Annotated in this window: 21 protein-coding genes; 14 read left to right on the top strand and 7 right to left on the bottom strand. The window is 67.4% G+C overall.

Annotation, left to right across the window (positions count from 1 at the left end):
- Positions 1-31: 31 nt before the first annotated feature.
- The gene (locus tag BLU38_RS28345) at positions 32-802 is read left to right on the top strand and encodes a C39 family peptidase (RefSeq protein ID WP_091530225.1); all 771 of its coding nucleotides are present in this window, start codon (positions 32-34) and stop codon (positions 800-802) included.
- On the top strand, positions 780-2021 hold the full coding sequence (locus BLU38_RS28340; RefSeq protein WP_091530222.1) for a hypothetical protein: 1242 nt from the start codon (positions 780-782) through the stop codon (positions 2019-2021). The genes BLU38_RS28345 and BLU38_RS28340 overlap by 23 nt, the downstream gene beginning before the upstream one ends.
- A gap of 11 nt (positions 2022-2032) precedes the next feature.
- On the opposite strand, the gene hisH is transcribed toward BLU38_RS28340, so the two are convergent.
- Genes hisH through hisD form a run of 4 tightly spaced genes read right to left on the bottom strand, consistent with a single transcriptional unit; the run spans position 2033 to position 5670 of the window.
- Entirely contained in the window at positions 2033-2656 is a 624-nt protein-coding gene (hisH, locus tag BLU38_RS28335) for an imidazole glycerol phosphate synthase subunit HisH (protein WP_091530218.1), read from the bottom strand.
- Positions 2653-3288, bottom strand: coding sequence for an imidazoleglycerol-phosphate dehydratase HisB (gene hisB / locus BLU38_RS28330; RefSeq protein ID WP_091530215.1), 636 nt, complete (start codon positions 3286-3288; stop codon positions 2653-2655). Before hisB ends, hisH begins: the two co-directional genes overlap by 4 nt.
- Positions 3281-4396 (bottom strand): histidinol-phosphate transaminase, encoded by a 1116-nt coding sequence (locus BLU38_RS28325; RefSeq protein ID WP_091530211.1) that lies wholly within the window; start codon positions 4394-4396, stop codon positions 3281-3283. The genes hisB and BLU38_RS28325 overlap by 8 nt, the downstream gene beginning before the upstream one ends.
- Complete coding sequence (hisD, locus tag BLU38_RS28320; RefSeq protein ID WP_231920446.1) at positions 4393-5670, bottom strand: histidinol dehydrogenase; 1278 nt, start codon at positions 5668-5670, stop codon at positions 4393-4395. The genes BLU38_RS28325 and hisD overlap by 4 nt, the downstream gene beginning before the upstream one ends.
- Before the next feature lie 170 nt (positions 5671-5840).
- Between hisD and BLU38_RS28315 the strand changes: the two genes are divergently transcribed.
- The 6 genes from BLU38_RS28315 to BLU38_RS28290 all read left to right on the top strand — a co-directional run bounded on the left by BLU38_RS28315 (position 5841) and on the right by BLU38_RS28290 (position 13206).
- Positions 5841-7331: an MFS transporter gene (locus BLU38_RS28315; RefSeq protein ID WP_091530206.1), complete on the top strand. Its 1491-nt coding sequence runs from the start codon at positions 5841-5843 to the stop codon at positions 7329-7331.
- Positions 7291-8013 (top strand): ArsR/SmtB family transcription factor, encoded by a 723-nt coding sequence (locus tag BLU38_RS28310; protein WP_091530203.1) that lies wholly within the window; start codon positions 7291-7293, stop codon positions 8011-8013. Before BLU38_RS28315 ends, BLU38_RS28310 begins: the two co-directional genes overlap by 41 nt.
- Positions 8010-8504, top strand: a complete 495-nt coding sequence (gene ybaK, locus BLU38_RS28305; protein WP_091530200.1) for a Cys-tRNA(Pro) deacylase — start codon at positions 8010-8012, stop codon at positions 8502-8504. The genes BLU38_RS28310 and ybaK overlap by 4 nt, the downstream gene beginning before the upstream one ends.
- Before the next feature lie 148 nt (positions 8505-8652).
- Positions 8653-9447, top strand: coding sequence for an endonuclease I family protein (locus tag BLU38_RS28300; RefSeq protein WP_197679905.1), 795 nt, complete (start codon positions 8653-8655; stop codon positions 9445-9447).
- 49 nt (positions 9448-9496) lie between these two features.
- A complete protein-coding gene (locus BLU38_RS28295) occupies positions 9497-12022 on the top strand; it encodes an ATP-dependent DNA ligase (RefSeq protein ID WP_091530199.1) in 2526 nt (841 codons plus the stop codon).
- Positions 12023-12141: 119 nt separating this feature from the next.
- Positions 12142-13206 (top strand): hypothetical protein, encoded by a 1065-nt coding sequence (locus BLU38_RS28290; RefSeq protein WP_091530196.1) that lies wholly within the window; start codon positions 12142-12144, stop codon positions 13204-13206.
- Positions 13207-13227: 21 nt separating this feature from the next.
- Here BLU38_RS28290 and BLU38_RS28285 read toward each other — a convergent pair whose 3' ends face one another.
- On the bottom strand, positions 13228-14160 hold the full coding sequence (locus BLU38_RS28285) for a GntR family transcriptional regulator (protein WP_091530193.1): 933 nt from the start codon (positions 14158-14160) through the stop codon (positions 13228-13230).
- A gap of 124 nt (positions 14161-14284) precedes the next feature.
- Here BLU38_RS28285 and BLU38_RS28280 point away from each other — a divergent pair, with 124 nt between their 5' ends.
- The 5 genes from BLU38_RS28280 to BLU38_RS28260 all read left to right on the top strand — a co-directional run bounded on the left by BLU38_RS28280 (position 14285) and on the right by BLU38_RS28260 (position 19560).
- Complete coding sequence (locus tag BLU38_RS28280) at positions 14285-14893, top strand: GNAT family N-acetyltransferase (protein ID WP_091530186.1); 609 nt, start codon at positions 14285-14287, stop codon at positions 14891-14893.
- A gap of 38 nt (positions 14894-14931) precedes the next feature.
- Positions 14932-15822, top strand: a complete 891-nt coding sequence (locus BLU38_RS28275) for an alpha/beta fold hydrolase (protein ID WP_091533308.1) — start codon at positions 14932-14934, stop codon at positions 15820-15822.
- A 60-nt stretch (positions 15823-15882) separates the two neighbouring features.
- Positions 15883-17475 carry a hypothetical protein gene (locus BLU38_RS28270; RefSeq protein ID WP_157683784.1) on the top strand — a complete coding sequence of 531 codons (1593 nt, stop codon included), beginning with the start codon at positions 15883-15885 and terminating at the stop codon, positions 17473-17475.
- Between the two features lie 277 nt (positions 17476-17752).
- Entirely contained in the window at positions 17753-18979 is a 1227-nt protein-coding gene (gene dgoD / locus BLU38_RS28265) for a galactonate dehydratase (RefSeq protein ID WP_091530179.1), read from the top strand.
- Entirely contained in the window at positions 18976-19560 is a 585-nt protein-coding gene (locus BLU38_RS28260; RefSeq protein WP_091530176.1) for a DEAD/DEAH box helicase family protein, read from the top strand. Before dgoD ends, BLU38_RS28260 begins: the two co-directional genes overlap by 4 nt.
- Positions 19561-19625: 65 nt before the next feature.
- Here BLU38_RS28260 and BLU38_RS28255 read toward each other — a convergent pair whose 3' ends face one another.
- Positions 19626-20519: an aminoglycoside phosphotransferase family protein gene (locus BLU38_RS28255; RefSeq protein ID WP_091530173.1), complete on the bottom strand. Its 894-nt coding sequence runs from the start codon at positions 20517-20519 to the stop codon at positions 19626-19628.
- A 56-nt stretch (positions 20520-20575) separates the two neighbouring features.
- Between BLU38_RS28255 and BLU38_RS28250 the strand changes: the two genes are divergently transcribed.
- Positions 20576-21448, top strand: a complete 873-nt coding sequence (locus BLU38_RS28250) for an alpha/beta hydrolase (RefSeq protein WP_091530170.1) — start codon at positions 20576-20578, stop codon at positions 21446-21448.
- Positions 21449-21457: 9 nt separating this feature from the next.
- Here the strand turns inward: BLU38_RS28250 and BLU38_RS28245 are convergent, their stop codons facing one another.
- Complete coding sequence (locus tag BLU38_RS28245; RefSeq protein WP_091533306.1) at positions 21458-21949, bottom strand: OsmC family protein; 492 nt, start codon at positions 21947-21949, stop codon at positions 21458-21460.
- Positions 21950-21953: the final 4 nt, after the last annotated feature.

Below are 21953 nucleotides of genomic sequence, written 5' to 3'. Positions count from 1 at the left end.
CCGAGGTGGAGGCTCTTCGGAGGTGTCCGTGATGAGAATCGCCGCAGCGTCCGCCGTCACCGGTGCGTGCGTGCTCGCCCTGCTCGCCGCGGCGTCACCGGCGCAGGCCGAGCCGCGTACTCCGCTCGATCGACCGGCGGAGAGGTCCCGGATCATCGGCACGCCGACGCTCAGCGCGGACGAGTTGGCCGGCATCGCGGCCAAGGACTCCCGAGCCCGACGACAGGTCTCTCAGCGTGCTGTCTCGTCCTCCGGTCTGGTCGACTCGATGCGCTGGGTCCAGCAGGCCAACTCCTACTACTGCGGGCCGGCCACGCTGGTCACCATGCTGAAGGGGATCCGCGTCAGCCGGACCCAGGCCCAGGCCGCATCGATGCTGGGCACCACGCGGAACGGCACGGACTGGTACAACGGCACCAGCTACCCGATGCCGGCGGCCATCAACTCCGTCGCACCGGCAGGCGTCAGGTACTACGCCCAGGGACTCAACACCAGTCCCACCTCCGGGGAGAAGTCCACCTTCAAGACGCGTCTGGTCACCGATGTGAACGACGGTTACGGCATCGCCGGCAACGCCTGGGAGATCGCAAACGGGCCCCATCTGGTCGGGCATCCGGCGGATCGGCAGATCTTCCACTGGATCCCGATCCGCGGATACTCCAACTCCGGTGGCAACACCCACTACGTCGACCCGGCGTCCGGAGCTGCGTCGATCTCGTGGAGCGGCGGCGTCCCCAAGAGCTCCGCGATCACCACCGACAAGATGGTGACGATCCTGGGTGGTCGCGGCTACGTCTGGTGACCGGCTGCCCGGCGCCGGACTGTTCGCCGGTCTGTGCCTGGCGGTGATGATCATCACCGGCTGCAGCAACACCGCCGAACGATCGGCAACCCCGTCAACCGGCCATCCCTCGGCATCGCCGGGCAGTCAAGGATCGGCTACGCCGGGCGGCGCCGCTGCCCGCTGGACCAAGACCTGCCGGGTCGCGCTCCCCCAGGCCTGGAACGACGCCCTGCATCGCGGACGGCTGAAGCCCGGAGCGGGACTCCAGGCCGGCACCGCGTTCGTCGGGACGAACGGCGAGACCGTGTTGCAGTACAGCCGGCCGGGCCTGGGATCGGGTACCAACAAGATCGTCTGGCGGGTCGGGTCGAAGGACCGATTGATCGACGACTTCGGTGCCGACGGCCATCAGCAGTGGCAGATCCTGAACGCCGACTACGACGGTCGGTGGCTCGCCTACGGCGTGCTGCACGATCCCGCCGACATCAACGACTGGAGCGTCTGGATCTGGGACACCGTCCGGGGCGGCACGCCGCGTCGGATCGGCGCGGCCGACACCAACGCCGACGGTGGCCACCCGGGAGGTCCCTGGCCCTATGTGGCCCTGGTCGACGGGCACGTGTTCTGGCCCCAGGTCCCCGGCGGGAAACCCGGCCGGACCATTAGCTATCTGCGCCGCTACAACATCGACACCGGGCGGCGGGACAACGTCAGCACCGCTGGCTCACCGATCCGGGTCTGGCGGCTCGGTGATCATCGCGTGCTGTGGTCTGCTGCCAGGAAGCAGGGCGAGCTGTCGAGGCTGGCTGCCGCCGACCCGACCACGTTGAAACCGATCCGACTCCCGGCACAGCTCGCCGAGATCAACGGCCCGTTCGCGCTGGCCAACAGTCGGCAGCTGTATGCCTGGTCCGACCACCGGCTCCGGACCCTCTACGTCTGGCGGCCGGGATGGGCCAAGCCGCGGGCTGCGATCACCGTCGGCGCCGATCGGGCGATCGACGCGGTGGGTGTGGTCGGCAGTTCCTTCGTGGTGTGGAACGACGGCTATGCCCAGCACATCCTCGATGTCCGCAGCGGCAGCTACGCATCCCTCACCCGGCAGTGGGGCTCCACCCGGACCGGCATCGACAGCCCCTGGCTGCAGGTCGGTTATCCGCCGGCCAGCAAGGGCAGCAGCCCGTCACCCAGCAGCTACATCGACACCTCCGGGTTGCCCCACCTACCCGGCTGCTAGTGGGCTGCCCCTCAGAGGGTGTCGACCCAGTTGGCCAGCAGTCGGGCGCCCGCAGTCCCGGACTTCTCCGGATGGAACTGGGTGGCGCTCAACACGCCCTGCTCGATGCCGGCGACAAAACGATCACCGCCGTGCTCGGCCCAGGTGACGGTCGCACCGTCCAACGCCGGCGCTGCCTGCTCCCTGATGCCGTAGGAGTGGACGAAGTAGAAACGCTCCGTCCCGAGTCCGGCAAACAGGGTGCTGCCGGCGGGCGCGTCGACGGTGTTCCAGCCCATGTGCGGCAGCCGGACGGCGTGCAACTCCTCCACCGTCCCGGGCCAGCGGGCGCATCCGGCTACCCGGTGTCCGTGCTCGACGCCCTCGGTGAAAAGGATCTGCGCGCCGACGCAGATGCCGAGCACCGGCCTGCCGGCCGCCACCCGTGCGGCGATGATCTTGTCGCCGCCGACCTGCAACAGTCCGTCCATGCAGGCGGCGAACGCACCCACCCCCGGGACCACCAGTCCGTCCGCGGCGACCGCAGCATCATGATCAACACTGATGGTCACGTCGGCGCCGGTCCGGGCCACCGCCCGTTGCGCCGACCGGATGTTGCCCAGACCGTAGTCCAAGATCACGACCGACGTCGTCACAGCGTGCCCTTGGTGCTCGGCACGCCGCTGACTCGGGGGTCGAGTGCGACCGCATCGCGCAGCGCCCGCGCGACGGCCTTGAACTGCGCTTCGACGATGTGGTGCGGATCCCTTCCGGCCAACACGCGCAGGTGCAGGCAGATCCCGGCATGGAACGCCAAGCTCTCCATCACGTGCCGGGTCAGGCTGCCGACGTAGGGAACTCCGGCATTCCCGCCGCCGATGATCACCTGTTCCTGGCCGGCGGGTTCGCCGCTGTGCACGCAGTACGGCCGACCGGAGACGTCGACAACGGCCTGCGCGAGCGCCTCGTCCAGCGGCACCATCGCATCGCCGAAGCGGCGGATCCCCCGCTTGTCGCCGAGCGCGGTCCGGATCGCCTGCCCCAGGGTGATCGCGGTGTCCTCGACGCTGTGATGTGCATCGATCCAGACATCGCCCTTGGTCTCGATCTCGAGGTCGAACAGACCGTGCCGGGCCAGCGCGGTCAGCATGTGGTCGTAGAAGCCGACGCCGGTGTTGATCACCGAGTCGCCACTGCCGTCGAGGTCGATCCGGACCGAGACGCTGGATTCGGAGGTGCTGCGTTCCAGGGACGCGGTCCGGCCCTGCTCGGGACCGGTGTCAGTCATCGGTCAGCCTTTCGTTGTCGGGCAGGATGTCGGTGAGGGCGGTTCTGAAGGCGGCCGTCTCCTCCGGCGTACCGACCGAGACCCGCAGCCAACCGGTGGGGCCGGTCTCGCGGATCAGCACGCCGCGATCCAGCAGCTGCTGCCAGACCCGGTGTCGATCGGCGAACCTGCCGAACAGGACGAAGTTGGCGTCGGACGCGGCGACCTGCAGCCCGGTTGCGAGCAGCCAGTCCTGCAGCGCGTCCCGCTCCCGGCGCAGCGCGTCCACCTGCTGCAGCAGTTCCGGTGCGTGCGCGAGTGCGGCGCGGGCCGCTGCCTGACTGACCACCGACAGGTGGTAGGGCAACCGGACGATCCGCAGTGCGTCGATGAAGGCCGGTGCGGCAGCGAGGTATCCGAGCCGGCCGCCGGCGAAGGCGAACGCCTTGCTCATCGTCCGGCTGACGGCGAGATTTCCGAAGCTGGGCAGCAGATCCAACGCGCTGCGAGTCCCCGGCCGGGCGAACTCGGCGTAGGCCTCGTCGATCACGATCACCCCCGGTGCGGCCGCGCAAAGGCTGCGTAGTTGATCAAGGTCGGTCGCGGTCCCGGTCGGGTTGTTCGGGCTGGCGATCAAGATCACGTCGGGACGGAGCTCCGCGATCGACCGCAGAGCAAGATCAAGATCAAGGGTGAAGTCCGCCCGCCGCGGCACGGTCAGCCATGCCGTGTGGGTGTTCCGCGCGTACTCGGGATACATCGAGTACGACGGGACGAAGGTCAGCGCACTGCGCCCTGGTCCGCCGAACGCCCCCAGCACGTGGGTCATCACCTCGTTGCTGCCGTTGGCAGCCCAGATGTTGTCGGCGGTCAAACCGTGCCCGAGATAGTCGGCCAGATCGGCTCGTAGCGCGAGCGCGTCCCGTTCGGGATAGCGGTTCATCGTCGCCACCGCCTCGCCGACCGCGCGGCTCAGGTCCTCGATCACCTCGCGACTCGGCGGGTACGGGTTCTCGTTGACGTTGAGCAGCACCGGGACGTCGAGCTGTGGGGCGCCGTACGGTTCCTCGCCCTTCAGCTCCGGTCGCAGCGGCAGCTCGGACAAGGACGGCTCGGCGGTGCCGGTCATTGGTCGCCGTCCTGTCTGATCGAGATCGCCCGACCGTGTGACGGCAGGTCCTCGGCCTCGGCGAAGGTCACCACGTGGTCCGCGATCTCGGCCAGCGCCTGCTGGTCGTAGTCGATCACGTGGACGGCCTTCAGGTAGCTCTTCACGTTGAGCCCCGAGGAGTGGCAGGCACATCCTGCGGTGGGTAGCACGTGGGTGCTGCCGGCGGAGTAGTCCCCCAGCGACACCGGCGACCAGGATCCGAGGAAGATCGCTCCGGCGTTGTTGATCTTCCTCGACACCGCTGCTGCGTCCCGGGTCTGGATCTCCAGGTGCTCGGCGGCGTAGGCGTCAGCGACTGCGATCCCTGCCTCGAGATCGTCGACCAGGACGACTCCGGACTGCTGCCCGGTCAGCGAGGTCTCGATCCGCTCGGCGTGCCGTGCCGTCGCCACCTGCTTCTTCAACTCGTCCTCGACCGCGGCGATCAACGGCTCGGAGTCGGTGATCAACACCGATGCGGCCGCCGGATCGTGTTCGGACTGGGAGATCAGGTCGGCGGCGACGAAGGCGGGCACTGCGGTGTCGTCGGCGAGGATCGCGATCTCGGTCGGTCCGGCCTCGGAGTCGATGCCGACCAGGCCCTTGACCAGCCGTTTGGCTGCGACGGTGTAGATGTTGCCGGGCCCGGTGATCATGTCCACCTTGGGACACAGGCCGGGAACGCCGTAGGCGAACATCGGCACCGCCTGGGAGCCACCCACGGCGTACACCTCGTCGACGCCGAGCAGCGCACAGAGGGCGAGGATGCTCGGGTGCGGCAGCCCGCCGAACGCCTGTTGCGGGGTCGACGCCAAGGCCAGCGAACCGACGCCGGCGATCTGGGCCGGCACCACATTCATGATCACCGTCGAAGCCAGTGGCGCGACTCCGCCGGGGACGTACAGGCCGACCCGGTCCACCGGAATCATCCGTTGGCTGACCCGCGCTCCGGGCGCCACCTCGACGTCGACCTGCCCGTCCCCCAACTCGGCCAGACTCACCGCGCGACGCCGCTCGATGGAGACCTCGAAGGCACGCCGGAGCTCAGGATCGAGCTCGGCGAGTGCCGTACTGAGCGCCTCGACCGGCACCCGGAACGACGCCGGCACCACATGGTCGAAGCGCTCGGCGTACGTGGTCAGCGCCTGTTCGCCGTGCCGGGCGATGTCCTCGCAGATCGGTCGCACCGCCTCGACGGCGGCATCGACATCGAACTCGGCGCGCGGCAGTACGTCCTGCAGGTTGTCCAGCAGGGCAGCCGCGCCGTGACTCCGGGCGGGCCCTGTCTCCCGGGAGGTCGCGGCGCGAAGGTCGATACGTCGTAGCACGTCGGCGAGTCTACGAGAGCGTCCGGCACGGAGTCGCAGCAGATCGACGGCCGGACGGTTGACCAGACTCAATCTATTCTATTAATCTTTGGATTATGAGATCTAAGGCAGACGCCGCCCCGCCGAAGGGGTCCTGGCAAGAGTTGTTGGGCCGCGAGCATCGGTCGGTCACCCTGGTGTTGAGCGGCGGCGTCGCGCTCTACGCCGTGAACGTCTATCTGACCACCAGCCTGCTGCCCAGCGCCGTCGGCGAGATCGGCGGCCGCAGCCTGTACGCCTGGGCCATGACGGCATTCTTGGTCGCCTCGGTGTTCACCTCGATGCTGGTCAGCCGCACCGTCACTCGCCGCGGGCCGCGCCAGGCATACTGGATCGGACTGGCGCTGTTCGGTGCCGGCAGTGTGGTCGGGGCGATCGCACCGACGATGCCGGTGTTGCTCGGCGGCCGGGTGTTGCAGGGGCTCGGCGGCGGCCTGCTTGCCGGGCTCGGCTTCGCGGTCGTCCGACAGGCACTGCCCGACCATCTGTGGCAACGCGCGCTCGGCCTGATGTCGGCGATGTGGGGGTTCGGCAACGTCGTCGGGCCGATCATCGGGGGTCTGTTCGCCGAATTCGGTCTATGGCGGCTGGCGTTCGTCCTGCTCGCCGCGAGCGCCGGCGGCGTCGCGGTCGTGGTCGGGCGCTCGCTACCGCGCCGCGCCCCGGACGGCGGATCGTCCGGCACAGCCGCCTCAGATCGGGTGCCGGTGCTCGCGCTGGCGCTGCTCAGCCTGGGTGCCGCGGCGGTCAGCGTCGCCTCCGTCGTCTCCGGCCGTGGCTTGTCGATCGCGCTGATCATCGCCGCCGGGCTCTTCGTGGTCGGCTTCATCCTGCGCGAGCGTCGCGCCGCCACCACGGTGCTGCCCGCGATCACCTACCGGCGCGGATCGGCACTGACCTGGATCTACCTGGCCGTCGCCCTGCTGGCGGTCGGTTCGACAGTGGAGACCTTCCTGCCGTTGTTCGGCCAACAGATCGGCGGACTCTCGCCGCTGCTCGCCGGCTTGCTGGGCGCCTCCCTGTCCTGGGGATGGAGCGTCTCGCAGATCCTGTCCAGCGGCATCACCGGCGTCCGCGGCGCCCGGCTGCAGCGGATCGCAGGACCGGCCTTGCTCGGGGCCGGCCTGGCGATCTACGGACTGCTGCAGGTCGCCGATCCCGGTCCGGGGCGAGTGGTCGCCTGGTTTGCCGTGCTGTTCGTCGCCGGCAGCGGGATCGGGATGGCCTTCGCCCACTGGGTTCCGGCGGCGATGCGGATCACGCCGGACCCGGCCGAGGCCAGCAAGGCCTCGGCCGGTGTGAACACCACACAGTTGATCAGCAACGCGTTCGGCTCGGCACTGGCCGGCTTGCTGGTGCAGATCGGTGGTCCCGGCGTGCTGGGCTCGGCCCGACTGCTGTCCGGCGGCTACGCTGCACTGTGCCTGGTCGGTGTCGCCGTGACTGTGCTGGCGATCGGCGCCGAACGGTCGAACGCCAAGAAGTTGATCACCGAAGGGAGCAGTGATGACCTCGAGTCGGACCTCCGATCGGACATCGTCGGATGATCAACAACCGTCCGCTGCCGATGGCGAGACCGGCTATGTCGACGACGCGGTCTATGAGCAGCTGAGCCGTCTGGGCAAGGCGCTGTCCAATCCGGGACGGATCCGGATCCTCGATCTGTTGGAGCAGGGCGAACACACCGTCGAGGAGATCGCCGACGCCGCCCGGATCCCGATGAAGAACACCTCGGCCCAGCTGCAGCAGTTGCGCGCGGCACAGCTGGTCAGCACCCGCCGGGACGGCGTACGGATCTACTACCGGCTCGCGTCACCGGCAGTGTCGACCTTCGTCGACCAGTTCGAGACCTTCGCCGAACAGACGCTCGCTGATCTCCAGGTCGAGCTCGGCCGGATGCGCGAGTTGCCCGGTGGCATGGAACGGCTGAGCGTCGAGGAGTTCCGGACCCGGATCGCGTCCGGTGACACGATCGTTGTCGACGTCCGCCCCGCCGAGGAATACGCACGCGGACACCTGCCCGGCGCGATCTCGATGCCGTTGGAGGATCTCCGCTCGCACATCGACGAGTTGCCCGAGGACGCCGACGTGGTCGCCTACTGCGAGGGCCCGTACTGCTTCGCCTCCGCACGGGCCGTCCGCCGGCTGCTGGCCGCCGGGCGGGATGCGCACCGGATCGACGGCGGTCTGGCTCGCTGGGTCCGATCCGGCGGCGAGCTGTCCCGGTGAGCAGGAAGAAGCAGCCGGACGCCGGAGGTACGCCGGCAACCGTCGCCCTGACCAGGGCCGGGATCGGCTTCACGCTGCACCCCTACGATCATCATGCCGACGCGGAGTCGTTCGGCGCCGAGGCCGCCGAACAGCTGGGGGTCGATCCGCGGCGGATCTTCAAGACCCTGGTCGCCGACGTCGCCGGGCGCCTGGTCGTCGCCGTGGTACCGGTCGCCGGCCGGCTGGACCTGAAGGCACTGGCGCAGGCGTTCGGCGCGAAGAAGGCGACGATGGCCGACCCCCAGCAGGCCGCGCGGAGCAGCGGCTACGTCGTCGGCGGCATCTCCCCGATCGGGCAGCGGACCCGGTTGACGACCGTGGTCGACACCAGTGCGCAGGACTTCGCGACGATGTACGTCAGTGCCGGGCGACGGGGCCTCCAGGTCGAGCTCGCAGCCGCGGATCTGATCGCCGTCACCGACGCGAAACTCGCTAAGATCGCCGGTTGATCACCGGTCGTTCACCCACATTCTCTTCACATCGTCCGCATTTCCCGCTAACTTCTGTGGCTCCGGCGGGTTTGGGGTCGATCGCGTCGGAGCGCTCGGTCGTCGGCTGACCGGGCCAGTGATCACGACGACTGTCAGGAGACCACAGATGACGACCCCGACCAGACCGCGTACCCGGATGATCGCGGCATTGTTCGCGCTCGCCCTGGCGCTGATCGGCCTGCAGGCACCGAGCCGGGCCGCCGCCGACATCCCGGCCGGCTACTACGATCCGGCCGACGGGCTGACCGGCACCGCACTGAAGTCAGCGCTGCACGACATCATCGACGACCACACCCAGATCTCCTACGACGAGGTCTGGGATGCACTGCAGGAAACCGATCAGGACCCGGCCAACAGCAACAACGTGATCGAGATCTATTCCGGAACGTCGATCCCGAAGTCCGAGCACGGTGGCGATCAAGGCGACTGGAACCGGGAGCACGTCTGGGCCAAGTCGCACGGCGACTTCGGCACCGCCACCGGACCGGGCACCGATGTGCACCATCTGCGGCCGGCCGACGTCGGTGTCAATTCGGTGCGCAGCAACAAGGACTTCGACGACGGCGGCTCGGCGGTCGACGGTGCACCGGACAACTTCACCGACGAAGACTCCTACGAGCCGTCGGACGAGTGGAAGGGCGATGTCGCCCGGATGATCCTCTACATGGATGTCCGCTACGCCGGCGACGACTCCTATCCCGATCTCGAGGTCAATGATCAGGTCGACAACGGTTCCGCCCCCAACATCGGCCGGATCTCGGTGCTGCTGCAGTGGAACGAACTCGACCCGCCGAGCAGCTTCGAACAGACCCGCAACGACGTGATCTACGACAACTGGCAGCACAACCGCAACCCGTTCATCGATCACCCCGAATACGCCGACGCGATCTACGGCTCCTGAGCCAACCACCCCGGGTCCTGAGCCTGGCGAAGGACCGTAAGATCAACCCATGGCAGCCGAGGCCGAACAGTCCCAGACCGTCTCGGTCGACGGTCGGCTGCTGAAGATCAGCAACCTGGACAAGGTCCTCTACCCGCAGACCGGGACCACCAAGGGCGACGTGATCGCCTACTACACCGAGATCGCGCCCCTGATGGTCCCGCATCTGCGGGGTCGTCCGGTGACCCGCAAACGTTGGGTGCACGGAGTCGGGACCGACGCCGAGCCCGGGCAGGTGTTCTTCCAGAAGAACCTCGATCCCCGGTCCACGCCGGAGTGGGTCCGCCGATTCCCGATCAGTCATCACGATCGCACCAACGACTATCCGGTGGTCGAGGACCTCAGCACCCTGGCCTGGTTGGCGCAGTTGGCGTCGCTGGAGATCCACGTCCCGCAATGGCGATTCGCCGACGACGGCACCCCGCAGAATCCGGACCGGCTCGTTCTCGATCTTGATCCCGGGCCGGGGGTCGGACTGCCCGAATGCGCCCAGGTCGCGCACTGGGCCCGGGAGGCGATGGCCGCGATCGGGCTGGAGCTCTTCCCGGTCACCAGTGGCAGCAAGGGCATCCACCTGTACGCCCAGCTGGACGGCAGCCACACCTCAGCCGACGCATCCATGATCGCCAAGGAACTGGCCCGGTCGTTGCAGCAACTGCACCCCGACCTGGTCGTCTCGGAGATGGCCAAGGCCCAGCGCAAGGGCAAGGTCTTCATCGACTGGAGTCAGAACAACGGCAACAAGACGACGATCTCGCCGTACTCGTTGCGGGGCAGGAGCAGGCCGACCGTCGCCGCGCCGCGGACCTGGGACGAACTGGACGAGGACCTGGCGCATCTGGATTATGAGGAGATGCTCGCCCGGGCAGCCGATCTCGGCGATCTCCTGGCTCCGTTGGCGCCGCAAGGAGCCTCCTCGGCCGCCCCGGACCGACTGACGAAGTACCGCAGCATGCGGGATCCGGACCGCACTCCTGAACCGGTGCCCGCCGCCGCGCCGACACCGCGGGACGGCGCGCCGACCTTCGTGATCCAGGAGCATCACGCCCGCCGGCTGCATTACGACTTCCGCCTCGAACACGACGGCGTGTTGGTCAGCTGGGCGGTGCCGAAGGGCGTACCGACCACCACTCGCACGAATCACCTCGCGGTCCAGACCGAAGATCATCCGATCGAGTACGGCAGCTTCGAGGGCATTATCCCGCACGCCCAGTACGGCGGTGGTGAGGTGTTCATCTTCGATCACGGCACGTTTGAGTTGGAGAAGTGGCGGGACGGTCGGGAGGTGATCGCGATCTTGAACGGCACCAAGGACGGTGGGGTCGGCACCGGCTGCAAGGTCGCACTGATCCACACCGGCGGCCGCGGTGGACAGCCGGAGAACCACTGGCTGATGCATCTGATGTCCGGCAGCCCCACCGAGCCGAAGCCGGCGACCGAGGCCGAGCTGAGGGCCCTGCACGAGCGGGCCGAACGCGACACCGACCTGGTCTGGCAGTCCGATCACGATGGCGCCGGCACTGCCGCCGAAGCCCAACCCTCCGAGGGTCCTGAGCCTGTCGAAGGACCCCGACCCGACTTCCCACCCGAGATCAAACCGATGCTCGCCACCACGGCAACGTCGGCGGAGTTCAGCAATCCCGAGGACTGGGCCTTCGAGATGAAGTGGGACGGCGTCCGGGCGGTCTGCTATATCGCCGGCGGTCAGGCCAAGATCCTCAGCCGGCGCGGCCTGGACACCTCGACCAGCTATCCCGAGATCGTCGACGCACTCCGGCAGCTCGACGTCCAGGACGCCGTGTTGGACGGAGAGATCGTGGCGCTGGACGATCAGGGCCGACCGAGCTTCGGCCGGCTGCAGAACCGGATCAACCTCAGCAATCCCGCCGACGTCCGGGCCGCCCGCCGGACGACACCGGTGCAGTTGGTGATCTTCGATGTGATGCGACTGAACGGGAAGTCCCTGATCAAGCGCAGCTACGAACAGCGCCGGGCCGAGTTGGAGAAGTTGATCACCGGCGGACGGATCCAGCTACCACCCAGTTTCGACGGAGATCTCGAATCGGCAACCACTGCCGCTCAGGCGCTGGGAATGGAGGGCGTCGTCGCCAAGCGACGGAACTCCACCTATCAAGCCGGCAGCCGAGGACGTACCTGGCTCAAGATCAAGTACTTCCACACCCAGGAGGTGGTGATCGGCGGCTGGCGGACCGGGAACGGCCGACGCGCCGACACCGTCGGGTCGTTGTTGATCGGAGTCCCCGAGGGCGGCCGGCTCCGCTACGTCGGGCGGGTCGGCTCCGGATTTGCCGACGCCGAACTCGAGCGGATCACCGGTCAGTTCGCCGAGATGGCACGGCAGGACTGCCCGCTGGACGACGTACCGGCGATCGACGCCCGCGATGCACACTGGGTCGAGCCGATATTGGTCGGTGAGGTCAGTTACGGCGAATGGACCGACGATCACCGGCTCCGCCACCCCGTCTGGCGAGGCTGGCGGCCGGACAAATCACCCGACGACGTTCGGCGCGAGTGATCCGACATCGGCCGATCGTCGACCACACTAGGGCACCGGCCAGGCGGTCTAGTGCACATCGACCGAGCACGGCCGATGATCATCGCATCCCGGCCTCGCCGCCCCGTAGCGTCTGCACCATGAACACCATCGGTGGACCGCCAACGACGCGCCCGACCCGACCGCGGACCGGTCGTGCCGCATGGGCTCTGCTGCTGCTCGCCCCGATCAGCGCGGAGCTGATGTTCTCTGCCGTCGGAATGCCGATCATGTGGCTCGCGTTTCCCTTGTTGATCCCGCTCTACGGTGCTGGCGTGCTGTTGGTCCGGGAGGCGACGGTCCGGGTCGGCGGCGGTTGGCCGACCTTGATCGTGTTGGGCCTGGTGTACGAACTGGCCGAGGACGGCCTCGGCCTGCAGGCGTTGACCAGCCCGCACCTGTACAACGCCGCTGCGTGGGGTCCTCGGGTGCTCGGCTTCAATACCACCTACTGGGAGTCCCAGGCCGGCTACCACACCGTCTTCAGCGTGCTGATTCCGATCGTCCTCACCAATCTGATCTTTCCCGAATTGCGGACCACCAGCTATCTGCGGCGACGAGGCATGATCGGCATCGCGATCACCACCGCCGTCGGGGTCGTGCTGCTCAAGATCGGATTCACCACAACCACCGACCCCGGCTACTTCGCCCCGCTCCCGTTCCTGTTCGGTCTGCTGATCGTGATGGCTGCGCTGTGCTACCTCGCTCTGAAGATCATTCCGCAGCGGATCGGCGCCGACTGGTCGCCGTTCGCCGGTCGGCTGCCCACCCGAGTGCCGCCCGCCCCGGTCACCGGTCTGGTCGCCGGCCTGGCGACACTGGTCTTCCTCAGCCTGCTGATGCCGATGGAGAGTCCACCGACCGGACCCGCGTGGGGCACCGGTGGCATCGTCTGGCTGCCGATGGCATTCGCCGCCGCAGTGGCGATCGGAACCGGGATCATGATCGCTCGCTGGGTGCCGTCGATGTCGGATCTGCATCGGATCTGGTTGGTCGGTGGCGCACTGGTCGCGCACACGGCGTACGTCGTGTTGACAGTGCTGGTCCATCCCGGCGGCACCTTGCGCCTGGTGCTCGCCGTCACCACCGGGCCGATACTGATCATCCTCACCGTCGTCCTGCTCGCCGCCCTCGCCCGCAAGGTCGCCCGGCGCACCTCCGACTGACGCTGAAACTCAGTGCCGAGCTCAGCCTGGCTCATCGCCGATCAACACGGCCAATCCATCGAGGTGCCGGGCCAGCGCGTACTCGAACAAACCGTCGAGGTCAGCCGCGAGCCCGTCGGAGATCCTTGCCAGGAACGGAAACCGACCGCCGCCGAGCAGTGCTGAGATCTGTTCCCGGTTGGCAGTCCGCCAATGGTCGCGGGTCAGCCCGGTCTCCAACTCGGCGTCAAGATCATCCGTCTGTTGCGCAGCCAGGTCGAGCACCAGTGCCGGCAGCACCAGCGATTCCCGCACTTGGTCGGTAGCCGACAGGCCGAGACCTTCAAGGGTGGCCAGAGTCCATTCGGTGTGCGCCATCACGTTCGGCGTCATCAGCGGACGGGTGAAGGAGATCGCTCTCGGCAACCAGGGATGCCGGCGGCAGAGGCCCCATTGGACGCGGCAGATCCGTTCCAGGTCGGACCGCCATCCGTTCCGACTGTGCGCGGGCAACGGCTCGGACCCGAACACGTCGTCGGCCAATTGTGCGACGAGCTCCTCCTTGCCACTCAGGTGCCGGTAGAGCGACATCGGTCCGACCCCCAGCTGCGCGGCCAGGCGTCGCATCGACACCGCCTGCAGGCCTTCCTGATCGGCAATGATCATGGCGTTCTGCAGGATCGCGGCCCGGGTCACGGTGCCCCGCGGAGCAGCCTTGGGCTGGTCCGCCGCTGCGGGCGCGACGGTCGTGCCGGAGCCGACCGCGGTCAGCACCAGGCCCTCGTCCCGGAGGGCTCCCGTCACCCTGGTCGCCGTCGCGGCCGCAACTCCCCATCGCTGGGCGATCTGCCGGATCGACGGCAGTCGATCACCCGGCTTGAGGTCTCCACTGAGGATCCTGCCGCGGAGTTCGGCGACGATGCGCCGATACGGTGCGACCTGGGATCGGTCATGCTGCGCGGATCGGTCTGCCATCGGCCTCCCATCGATCGCCGTCCCGGCAACCGTACTAGAGGACGAGTCACCTGACTAGCTCACTTCCTCGGCCGCGTCACTGCTTTCGCTGTTGAAGAAAACCGGCGCTCCCTAGTCTCGTTTCATGATCACCGAAACACCGTACGCAGCGGCAACGTCCGATGTCCGGGAATCGTTGCTGCTGGACATCCTGGCCGAAGCCTTCGACGACGATCCGATCAGCAGGTGGATCTTCCCTGACGCCGAGGACCGTCGACGATATCTGCCGACCTTCTTCTCGACGATGCTGGCGCATCCCTGGGCGACCCGACGCACCATCGACTCCTCGGCGGCAGCCATCTGGATCACCGTGCAGCCGTGCCAGCCACACGCCGAGGAGGATCCACCGGACGAGACCGCATCCGGCGGGGCCGCGGCACCATTCGGCGCGAACGGCCAGCGACTTCGTGCACTCGGCACGGCGCTGGCGAGCTCCCGACCCGCGGTCGAGACCTACGACTACCTGTTCGCGATCGGCGTGCTCCCACAATGCCGCGGTGCAGGCGTCGGTACGGCGCTGCTGAAGGAGGGCCTGAGACGGGCGGACACAGCTCGACGCGGCGTCTATCTCGAAGCCAGTTCACCGGGCAGCCGGACGCTCTATCTGCGGCACGGCTTCGCCGATCTGGCCGCGCCGGTCCACCTCGAGGACGGTCCCCCGGTCTGGCCGATGTGGCGACCGGCCGTCAGTTGATCACCGAATCCCGTTCGCACCCAACCCGCAAAGGAATCATGGCTACCGACACCTCGTCCAGCCGACCGACCATCATCTTCGTGCACGGCACCAACTCCTCCGCACTGCTCGGCGCCGGATTGATCACCGAGCTGACCCTCCGCGGTCATCGCGCCGTCGCGATCGACCTACCCGGGCACGGAGCCGAGGTGGTCTACCCGAAGGCCTACCGCTCGCCGCAGGATCTTGAGGCCTTGGCCACCGAGCCGTCGGCGGTGGCCGGCATCACCGTCGACGACTATGTTGCCCGGACCATCGGGGTCGTCCGCCGGGCGGCCGCAATGGGGCCGGTCATCCTGGTCGGAGCCAGCCAGGGCGGTGTGACGTTGAGCCGGGTCGGCAATGCCGTGCCCGAGCTGATCGATCGGATCGTCTACACCGCCGCCTACTGCTGTGTCGATCTTCGCAGCCTCACCGACTATCTCGGCACCGAGGAGAACTCCGACAGCCTGCTGAGCAAGATCACCGACGCCGCGGTCGGCGATCCCCGTCAACTGGGAGTCGCCCGGATCAACTGGCTGACCTCGGATCCGACCTTGTTCGCCGGCATCAAGGATTGTCTGGCGGCGACCTTCACCGATGCCGAGGCCAGGCGCCTGGTCACGCTGCTCGAACCCGACGAGCCGGCGTCCATCCCGCTGTCCGATGCCCGCGGACGGGCCGATACCTGGGGACGAATCCCTCGCAGCTATGTGCGCTTCAACCTGGACCGCCTGATCCCACCGGCCCTCCAAGATCGTTTCATCCGCGAAGCCGATGCGCTGACACCGGACAACCCGACCGATGTGCACACCGTCGACCTCCCGCACGTCGGCCCGTTCGAGCATCCCGACCTCGTCGACATCCTCGAACACCTGGCAGAACGAACGGCCGCGCCAACAGGGTGCTGAGCTTGTCGAAGGCCCGGCAACCCCGCCGTACGAGCTCGGCCCAGCATCTGTGGATAACCGTTGCTGGCTTGGGATCCCGACCGACGCAAACTGTCAGACCCCCTGTCTAGTGTTGACCACATGATCGACGGCAGCGGGCTGATGCACACAGCCCAAACGGCGGCGGGCATCGATCCGTCCTGCCTGGCCACCGACCAACTCCTGCACCACGTCACCGCCATCGACTGGCTCGTCCGCGCCACCACCAACGCCAGGCTCTGCGTGGCAGCAACCTGGGCCGACCGCTTCCCCGCCGACAGCATCGCCGCCCACCAGCTGGCGATCCCCGGCGGCGACCGGCCGATCCGGCCCGGCGGCGACGGCACTCCGGAGTTCTCCCGGTTCTGCGTGACCGATCTCGCCGCCAGCATGCACAAGTCCACCGGCTCTGCCGAGCGGATCATCGCCGACGCGCTCGATCTTCGCCACCGTCTGCCCTGCCTGTGGCGGCGGCTCTGTAGGAATGAGGTCGACGCTCTGGACTGTCAGACCATCGCCCGTCAAACCCGGCACCTCACGCTGGAGCAGGCGTTGGAGGTGGATCGGTCGATCGCGCCGATGGTCGGCCGCTGGTCCTGGAACAAGCTGCTCGCGCAACTCGAGGCCACGATCATCCGCGTCGACGCCGTCAACGTGAAGAAGCGCGCGGAAGAAGCGGGCAAGGATGTCGGCGTCTTCATCAATCAGAGCAACGAACACGGCATCAAAGGCATCTACATCCTGACCGACTCACCAGCTGGGATTCGGTTCTATGCCCAGGTCCGCCGGATCGCCGACATCCTGGCCCGCCGCGGCCATACCGGTACCAAGAACGAACGGATGGCCGCCGCCATCGTCGTGTTGGGCAATCCGCTCGATGCGGTGCGGATGATCGCCGCAGACACCGAACCCACCCTCTTCGATCCAGACCTTGACCCCGACGACTCCCTGTTCCCCAAGCCGACACACTGCGACCCCGATAGCCGGATGGCGGCCGGTCCGGACGCGTCCGCGTCGCCTCGCGCCGATGTCGACCGCGACCAGCCCACCGGGACCGGGTCGCCCGCGTCCGACCGGACAGCCGCATGGCCGCATGATCACGACACGGCAGGTGAACCGCAACCCGATGATCACCACTCCGGGAACGAGCCACCGCCGGACCCGCTGGACGACGACGGCGCCGCTGGCCGCCTCCCCCGCGTTGACCAAGATCGGCGGCCGGCCGAACTCGCGATCCGCGCGAACGGCAAGATCGACCCCGCGAAGGTCCGACCCAACGCCACCCTCTACGTCCACATCGCCAAAGAAACCCTCGACACCGGACTCGGCCTCACCAGAGTCGAAGACATCGGCCCCATGATCAGCAGCCCGGTCACCGACTGGCTCGGCCACTGCAACATCACCCTCAAACCCGACCTCGACCTCACGATCGACCTGACACCGGTGAATTCCTACGAAATCCCACGCGCGATGCGAGAACGCCTGCTCCTCAAACACCCCGGCAGCATGTTCCCCTACTCCGGGTCGGTCGGACAGCATCTTGATCTTGACCACAACATCCCCTACGTCGAGGGCGTCCCGGCCCAGACCCGGGAGGACAACTCTCCCCTGACGGCCGCCGCGAACACAACGTGATCACCCACGGACTGTGGAAACGCCGACGACCCGAGCCCGGAACCCTGCCGTTCCGGGCGCCGGACGGCAGCGTGTACGCAGGTCTTCGCGACCGGCAGCTACGACCTCGGACGTGGCAGCTTCGCCCAACACATCTGGCACACCCGCACGCCCACACCCGACGCCACCTGACTGACCACGTCGACGCGCCGTGGTGCCGTCCTGCTCGCCGCCGTCCGATCATCTATCCGTTGATCTTCGTTGACGCGATCGAGAACCGCTGCGCCCGGTCAGTAGGATGAGCGGTGCTTCGGGAGTCGCCACTTTCCAGGCGCCCCGTCTTCCGACGAGAAGAGAAGGTCGCCGCAGGATGAAGATCACACATGTCGAGCAGTTCGCCCCGAGACACCGCACCCGGCTGATCCGCATCGGTACCGACGCGGGAATCAGCGGATGGGCGGAAAGCACGCTGGAAGGCAAGCCGAGGTCGGTGCCGGCGGTGATCGACGAATATGCCGAGTACCTGATCGGCAAGGATCCCCTGCGTATCGAGCATCATTGGCAGCAGATCTACAGATCGGCCTTCTTCAGAGGCGGCGCCCACAACATGAGTGCCTTGGCTGCCGTCGACGCAGCGTTGTGGGACATCGCAGGCAAGCACTACGGGGTGCCGAGCTACCAGCTGATGGGTGGCGCCGTACGCGACAGGATCAGGGTCTACGCGCACTGGGGCATCCGTGATCTGTCCGAGCAGGGACTCGAGACCGCCCGCACCCGCCTCGACATGCTCCAGAAGAAGGGTTACACGGCCTACAAGGCCGGCCCCTCCGGGTCCTGGCGCGCCCACGAGCCGCCGTCCAGGATCGACCAGTTCGTCGAAGCGGCGTACATGATGCGTGAGTGGGTCGGCCCTGACGTGGAGCTGTGCTTCGACTTCCACGGCAAGATGACGCCGGCGCTGGCGATCGAAGTGTGCAACGAGATCAAGGGCATGCGCCCCATGTTCGTCGAGGAGCCGGTGCCACAGGAGAACGCCGATGCGTTGAAGTTGGTCGCCGATCATGTCCCGTTCCCGATCGCAACCGGCGAAAGGCTGCTGAACCGGTGGGATTTCCGGCGGGTGATCGAAAACCAGTCCGCGGCGCTGCTGCAACCGGATGTGGCGCACTGCGGCGGACCGAGCGAATTGAAGAAGATCGCCAACTACGCGGAGGTGTATTACCAGCACATCATGCCGCACTGCGCGATCGGCCCACTGGCACTGGGTGCGTGCATGCTCGTCGATGCCGTCGTCCCGAACTTCCTGATCCAGGAGCAGGTCGACGCCTCGCTCGGCAACGGGCTGCTGAAGCAGGATTGGGAAGTGGTCGACGGGCATATCCGCTTGTGGGAGACGCCCGGCCTCGGGGTGGACGTCGACGAGGCGGAGGCCACGAGGGAGTTCACCGGAGAGTCCTACGGGTATCACGCCGAGCTCGGTGGAGAGACTTACCACGAGAACGACGGTTCGGTGGCCGACTGGTGAAGCTACTTCTGATCATGGGACCGCCGGCGGTCGGAAAGATGACGGTCGGGCGCGAGATCGCTGCCCGTTCCGCCTTCCGGTTGTTCCACAACCATCACACGATCGAACCCCTCGTGGAGGTGTTCGGTTACGGATCTCCGCCGTTCAACCTGCTGAACAGGGAGTTCCGCCGGCGGGTGATCGAGGAAGCCACTCGGCATCAGATCGACCTGATCTTCACGTTCGTGTGGAATCTTGCAGACCCCCAGGACGCCGAGTATCTGGCAGAGTTGATCGTTCCGGTGGTGGAGTCAGGCGGCGAGGTGCTGGTGCTGGAGCTTGTCGCGGACCTGCAGACGCGTCTGGAACGCAATCGCGGCGAGAGCCGGCTGGCCGCGAAGCCGTCCAAGCGCGATCTCGTCTGGTCCGACGACAACGTCCGCCAGATGGATCAGCACCAACTCAACAACGACTCCGCAGCCGCCATCTCCGAACAGGCACGAATCTTCTTCTCCAGCTACCCGCACCTCCGACTGGAGACCACATCGCTCACCGTCTCCGAGACTGCGGACCGCACGCTCGACTGGCTTGCCGGGATCTGACGAGCGGACTGCTCGGATGGCGGCGCTGTCGGCTCTCGATCCGGCGATGACGGCCGACGGACGTTTCATCCGACGAGGGCCTCGGCGATCAGGCGGCGCCACACGACGTTGGGTGACCTCGGAACCTCGCCACGGCCGAGGTCCCACAGCAGTGCCGTCACTGCCCGGGCCTGGACACATCGACGGCAGAGTTCGAGATCGACTCCCGCCGCTTCGCTGAAGATGCCGACCCTCCGATGCAGTTCGGTGACCTGATCGACGCCGCTGTCGAAGGCCGGTCGGCGATAGTCGCACATCGTCACTGCATCGTACGCCGGCGTACCGGCCATTCCCTTCGGATCGATGGCGAGCCAACCGCGGTCGGACCGCAGGATGTTGCCGCCGTGCAGGTCGCCGTGCAGCATCGTCGTCGTGCTGTCCCGACCAAGATCACGGATCGTCGCGACGGCGGCGTCGACGATTCGCCCGGGCAGTGGGTGATCGGCCCGTTCGGCGTCGTCACGCACCTGTCGCTCCCAGTCAGCGGTGGTGTCCGCCAGCCGCGTAACACCCGGCGGAGCCGGGATCGCCAGCCGGCTCAGGAGTTCACCGCCGATCGCAATGCCCTCGTCCGCCGCCACGTCGAGGTGCCGGTCGTTCACACGTTCCAGCAGCAGCGCAAACCGGTCGGGATCGCTGTCCAGTAGTCGCACGGCGCCGTTGCCGCCCCACGCAGCAAGCGCCTTGTGCTCGTCGACATTGCCCGGATGCGGGAAGGAGATCTTGACGACGGCACGGCCGCGCGGGCACCGGACAGGGATCACGACCGCCACGGCGCCGGCCTTGACCTCGCCGTCTGGTCGGCAGTCCCACCCGGCGAGGACCTGCTCGGCTAGCGCCGGAAAACCGTCGATCCAGGTTCGGGCCGACTCGCCCTCGCACAACAACAGTGCGGCAAGGGAATCGGGGACAGTGATCATGACGCCGCATCATATGATCAACACGATCATTCATCATCGAAGCAAGGGAGCATCCGGTGGCCGACAGCAGGACCGCGCAGCAGGTATCGATCGATCAGGATGTCTGGTTGTCCGCCGCTGATCATGACTACCGGCTGCGGATCTATCGGCCGCAGACCAACTCCACCGGCGTGATCTTCCTCTGGGCGCACGGCGGTGCCTGGATCGGTGGCGACCTGGAGATGGCCGAGGCCGACGGAGTCTCCCGCAGGGTCGCCGGCTTTGGGATCACCGTCGTCTCGGTGGACTACACGCTGGCTCCGAGGCCAGCGGGTTGGCCTGCCGAGGAGGCCCCACCATCGGGCGCTGACCGCCCGCGGGCGGGCTACCCGGTGGCGTCAGTTCAACTCGCCGCCGCGTTCGACTGGGTGGTCGAGCACGCCACCGATCTGGGCGGTGCCGCGGACAAGATCGGGATCGGGGGCGCGAGCGCCGGCGGCAATCTCGCTGCCTCTGCGGCTCTGCGGCTACGGGACGCCGGCGGGCAGCAACCGGCGGCGGTGATCTTGAGCTATCCGGCACTGCACGCCACCCACCCGCCGATCGCCGACGAACTGCTTGCTCGGCTGGCAGACGTGCCGCAGGAGGACCAGATCGACCCCGACGGAATGCCCGATCTGACCGCCAACTACGCCGGCACGGCGCGCGACGAGCCGTACGCCTTCCCCGGGTCCCACGATGTCGCTCGGTTGCCCCGAACGTTGATCGTGAACGCCGATCTGGACACCCTGCGCCCGTCCGGGGAACTGTTCGCCGCCGAACTCGCCGGCACCGGCGGCGACGTCCGCGTGCTCGCCGAGCAGAGCACCATCCACGGCTACCTGAACAATCCCGACGACCCGGCCGTGCCGATCACCATCGCACGGATGGTGCGTTGGCTCACCGAGTGATCATCGAACTCAGACCGCGGGATCGGCGACGGTGATCCTCGGCTGGTGCCTGACCGGGAAGTTCACCGAGTTGGCGATGAAGCACATCCGGTGCGCGACCTGATGGGCCGCCTCAGCCGCCTGCAGGTCGCTGCCGTCGGCAATCACCACCTGCGGTTTCAAGACCACCTCGGTGAAATGCCCACTGCCATCGGCCTCGGTGACCATCGTGCCGGTCGCGTCGTCGATGTAATCGACCACCCGGACGCCGGCCAGCACACAAGCGTGCAGGTAGGACAGCAGGTGGCACTGGCTCAGCGCGGCCAGCAGCAACTCCTCAGGATTGAAACGTCCCGGATCACCACGGAAGGATTTATCGGCGGATCCGGCCAGCATCTGATCGGGCTTGGTCGCCATCGTGATCTCATGATCACGGGAGTAGTCGCGATAGCCCGAGGTACCGCTGCCGAGATTGCCCGTCCAGCGGATCCGGGCTGCATAGTGGTGCTGTTTGCCGCTCATGATC

The organism is Microlunatus soli, from assembly GCF_900105385.1.
Lineage (GTDB): Bacteria > Actinomycetota > Actinomycetes > Propionibacteriales > Propionibacteriaceae > Microlunatus > Microlunatus soli.
The sequence above is the reverse complement of the archived record's forward strand: the minus strand, read 5'-3'. Positions and strand labels throughout refer to the sequence as shown.

Bases quoted from the DNA above. Each gene is read 5' to 3' on its own strand.
- BLU38_RS28275 (WP_091533308.1), top strand. From the start codon at position 14,932: ATGGCTACCGACACCTCGTCCAGCCGACCGACCATCATCTTCGTGCAC.
- BLU38_RS28310 (WP_091530203.1), top strand. From the start codon at position 7,291: ATGACCTCGAGTCGGACCTCCGATCGGACATCGTCGGATGATCAACAA.
- BLU38_RS28345 (WP_091530225.1), top strand. From the start codon at position 32: ATGAGAATCGCCGCAGCGTCCGCCGTCACCGGTGCGTGCGTGCTCGCC.
- BLU38_RS28285 (WP_091530193.1), bottom strand. From the start codon at position 14,160: ATGGCAGACCGATCCGCGCAGCATGACCGATCCCAGGTCGCACCGTAT.
- BLU38_RS28280 (WP_091530186.1), top strand. From the start codon at position 14,285: ATGATCACCGAAACACCGTACGCAGCGGCAACGTCCGATGTCCGGGAA.
- BLU38_RS28315 (WP_091530206.1), top strand. From the start codon at position 5,841: ATGAGATCTAAGGCAGACGCCGCCCCGCCGAAGGGGTCCTGGCAAGAG.
- BLU38_RS28255 (WP_091530173.1), bottom strand. From the start codon at position 20,519: ATGATCACTGTCCCCGATTCCCTTGCCGCACTGTTGTTGTGCGAGGGC.
- BLU38_RS28295 (WP_091530199.1), top strand. From the start codon at position 9,497: ATGGCAGCCGAGGCCGAACAGTCCCAGACCGTCTCGGTCGACGGTCGG.
- dgoD (WP_091530179.1), top strand. From the start codon at position 17,753: ATGAGCGGTGCTTCGGGAGTCGCCACTTTCCAGGCGCCCCGTCTTCCG.
- BLU38_RS28245 (WP_091533306.1), bottom strand. From the start codon at position 21,949: ATGAGCGGCAAACAGCACCACTATGCAGCCCGGATCCGCTGGACGGGC.
- BLU38_RS28325 (WP_091530211.1), bottom strand. From the start codon at position 4,396: ATGACCGGCACCGCCGAGCCGTCCTTGTCCGAGCTGCCGCTGCGACCG.
- BLU38_RS28290 (WP_091530196.1), top strand. From the start codon at position 12,142: ATGAACACCATCGGTGGACCGCCAACGACGCGCCCGACCCGACCGCGG.
- BLU38_RS28300 (WP_197679905.1), top strand. From the start codon at position 8,653: ATGACGACCCCGACCAGACCGCGTACCCGGATGATCGCGGCATTGTTC.
- hisB (WP_091530215.1), bottom strand. From the start codon at position 3,288: ATGACTGACACCGGTCCCGAGCAGGGCCGGACCGCGTCCCTGGAACGC.